General features: G+C 46.2%; 4 protein-coding genes. 2 read left to right on the top strand and 2 right to left on the bottom strand.

Going from position 1 to position 3304, the window contains the following annotated elements; translation table 11 throughout:
- Positions 1 to 247: 247 nt before the first annotated feature.
- Entirely contained in the window at positions 248 to 913 is a 666-nt protein-coding gene (leuE, locus tag B7Y67_RS13585) for a leucine efflux protein LeuE (RefSeq protein WP_293599110.1), read from the top strand.
- A gap of 21 nt (positions 914 to 934) precedes the next feature.
- On the opposite strand, the gene B7Y67_RS13580 is transcribed toward leuE, so the two are convergent.
- Positions 935 to 2338: an aldehyde dehydrogenase family protein gene (locus B7Y67_RS13580; protein ID WP_293599109.1), complete on the bottom strand. Its 1404-nt coding sequence runs from the start codon at positions 2336 to 2338 to the stop codon at positions 935 to 937.
- A gap of 52 nt (positions 2339 to 2390) precedes the next feature.
- Here B7Y67_RS13580 and msrA point away from each other — a divergent pair, with 52 nt between their 5' ends.
- Positions 2391 to 2963: a peptide-methionine (S)-S-oxide reductase MsrA gene (gene msrA / locus B7Y67_RS13575; RefSeq protein ID WP_293599108.1), complete on the top strand. Its 573-nt coding sequence runs from the start codon at positions 2391 to 2393 to the stop codon at positions 2961 to 2963.
- 29 nt (positions 2964 to 2992) lie between these two features.
- Here the strand turns inward: msrA and B7Y67_RS13570 are convergent.
- On the bottom strand, positions 2993 to 3304 hold a 312-nt coding region (locus B7Y67_RS13570; protein WP_293599107.1), incomplete at its 5' end, for a pyridoxal 5'-phosphate synthase.

Here is a 3304-nt window from a genome sequence, read left to right as displayed (position 1 = left end):
TTACACATCCCGTTTAAGGGATGTCTCCGTGTATACACTCTCTGTTTTTTATTGAGTGTGATGGTCAAAGGCATCGACCATCAGACAGGCGGCAGCGCGATTTTTAACTTCGGTGTTTATGACTTCTAAACGATGCGCTGAAATATAGCTGGGGGGCGATGAATCAAATTGCTTTAAAAAGCTCCCCATTATGGCATTTTGAGGAGCCAATTACAAGGGTTTTCCCGAATTTAATTATGATGGGCTGATGAATTGGTTTATTTCTCCTTCAAGTGTTGGCATCGTCGACTTCCCCACCTATTTGCTGGGCGTGATTTTTACCATCTTATTTCCCGGCCCAAATTCTCTGTATGTATTAACGATTGCTTCACTTAAAGGTTGGCGTGCGGGAGCGTGGGCATCGCTCGGGATTTTTATTGGTGATGCCATTCTGATGATGGGTGTTGCTCTAGGAGCCGCTACCTTACTCAACTCATCGCCATCCACATTTAACTTCATACGTTTGCTAGGTGCCGCTTATTTGGCATGGATGGGTTATGGGTTCATACGAGATGGAATGCGGCGTTGGCGTGGAGATCAATCCGTTGTTACTAAAGATGTCGGAGCGCATTATTTAAGCTCAGTGCACCCCTTGGTTGCTTCGTTGACATTGTCCTTAACTAATCCCAAGGCGATCTTTTTCTTTGTTTCATTTTTTGCGCAGTTCATTCAACCGGGCTACGCGCATCCTGCTCACACCTTTTTGTATCTTGCTGTTGTGCTACAGCTGGTCAGCATGACTTACTTGACTGGTTTGATATTTTTAGGACAATATTTTTTGGGCTTCTTTAAAAAGCACTCTCGCTATGCTGCGATTCTTTGGATTGTCGTTGGGATACTTTTAGTCGGATTTGCTACAAAGCTATTGCTCTAGCCCTGAACCCAGTGATAGTATTTATTTGAGCCAGCGTAATAAGCGCTCAACACCCTTGCGATAAGGTGGCCTTGCCAATTTGGTTCCACCTAAGAACTTGAGACCCAAGAAGCCGCGAACCTCTAAGACGGATTTGCGATGACTGAATGCATCAAAACCTGCTCTGCCATGATAGGCACCCATACCACTTCCGCCGATGCCACCAAAAGGTAAATCCTCTATTGCCGCATGCAAAAGGGTGTCATTGATTGTTACACCACCAGAACGAGTTTCATTGAGAATTCGTTGCATTACCTTTTTCTCTTTACCAAACCAGTACAGGGCTAATGGCTTAGGCCCTTCATTGATATAGCGAATGATGGAATCAAGATCATTAATAGTTGCGATTGGCAGAATGGGCCCAAACACCTCTTCTTGCATGACGAGCGCATCTTCAGAAACATTCAGGAGCGCCACAGGCATGAATGCCAGCCCAAGATTGCCAGCAGGAGAGAGCAAAGGAATCGCTTTTGCCCCGCGATTCACCGCATCTTTAACCAGTTGATGCCAACGCGCTAACTGATGTTCATCAATTGCACCTGTGAATTCTTCCGGATTGGCAAATTGTTCTTGAGCGGCATTTTGCAATTCTTGAATAAAGGTTTCGCTAACACTTGAGTGAACTATGGCGTAATCCGGAGCAATACAGGTTTGACCACCGTTCACTAATTTGCCGTAAATAATACTTGCGGCTGCATCATTCATTTTGGCAGATGGGTCAACAATCGCTGGCGATTTGCCGCCTAGCTCAAGAGTGATTGGCGTTAGATGGTCTGCAGCAGCACGCATCACTCTCTTGCCAATGTTGCTGGAGCCAGTAAAGAAGAGATGATCGAATGGAAGTGCTGCAAAAGATTCTGCAACTTCAGTGCCGCCAACGGTGACACAAAATTCGATCGGGTGAAAATACTCTTGAATTAATGTTGCCAAGAATCCAGAAGTGCGTGAACTTCTTTCTGAAGGTTTGAGCCAAACTCGATTACCCGCCGCAAAAGCCGCAATAGCAGGAACTAATGCTAGTTGGACCGGGTAATTCCAGGGGCTCATGATGCCCACCACACCCATGGACTGCATTTGTGTCCATGCATGAGAGGAGCCCAAGAATGCTGGTGTTGAGACTAGTTGCGGTTTCATCCACTCTTTAAGATGCTTACGGACATGTTTACATGCCTGATAGACCATCTGAAATTCTAGGAGTCGACTCTCAATCGAATGACGAGTACCAAAATCTGCTGCTAAGACTTTGCAGATCTTTTCTTCATTAGCGGCGAGCATTTTTTCAATTCGACCAATTCGTTCAAGGCGAACCGCTACTGTGGGGTTTGGTTCTGCGGCGTAGGCTGCCTTGATTTCGTCTAATTGGAGTGTGAAACGATTTATCGACATGGGGTTTTATGTGAAGCAAGCAAATGATTGAATAAGGTATTAGGATAAAGGTATGGACAACACTATCCTTAAAAATGACCTCATTCTTGAGCGCGCCACCTTAGGTGGTGGCTGTTTCTGGTGCCTGGAAGCGGTTTACCAGCAAATCATAGGTGTCAGCGCTGTAGTTTCGGGGTACGCGGGAGGGGCGTTAGCTAATCCCGATTATGAATCCGTTTGCTCAGGTCAAACCGGCCATGCTGAAATCGTTGATGTCTATTTCGATCCGACGATAGTGTCTCATCGTGATTTATTGGAAATCTTTTTTGTTATTCATGATCCCACTACCTTGAACTATCAGGGTAATGATCATGGTACTCAATACCGATCAGTGATTTTTACTCACAGTGAAAGTCAAAATGTCACTGCCCATGAGGTGGTCAAAGAGTTGGAGGATGCGAGGATCTACTCCAATCCAGTAGTGACTCAAATTGATGTTGCGCCCGTTATTTATCCAGCCGAGGATTATCACCAAGATTATTTCCGCCAGCATCCTGGTCAGGGTTACTGCAGGGCAGTTGTTGCTCCTAAGTTAGCTAAATTTAGAGCCAAGTTTCAATCTCTGATTGCGCCGGAGTTTCGCTAGAGCAATCAGGTCAAGTGTGGTCGAATCAGTTAGGGTGCTAGGCGAGTAATACGCCATTGAGTCCCATCGAGTTGATAGTGAATGCGGTCATGCAAGCGCGATGGTCGTCCTTGCCAGAATTCAATTTCAGTAGGGCGTAAGCGATAGCCTCCCCAATGATCGGGTCTGGGAGGCTTATCTCCAAAGTCGGCCGCGAAGCGCTTTTCAGCTTCTTCAAGAAATTCTCGATTCGGAATTTCAGCGCTTTGAGGTGATGCCCAAGCACCAATTCTGGAGGCTGCTGGGCGAGACTGGAAATATTCATCGCTCTCGGCAGGGCTGACCCGCTCAACCACCCCTTT

The organism is Polynucleobacter sp. 35-46-11 (assembly GCF_002281105.1).
Note: the sequence above shows the minus strand (reverse complement) of the source record. Positions and strands in the feature narration are given on the sequence as shown.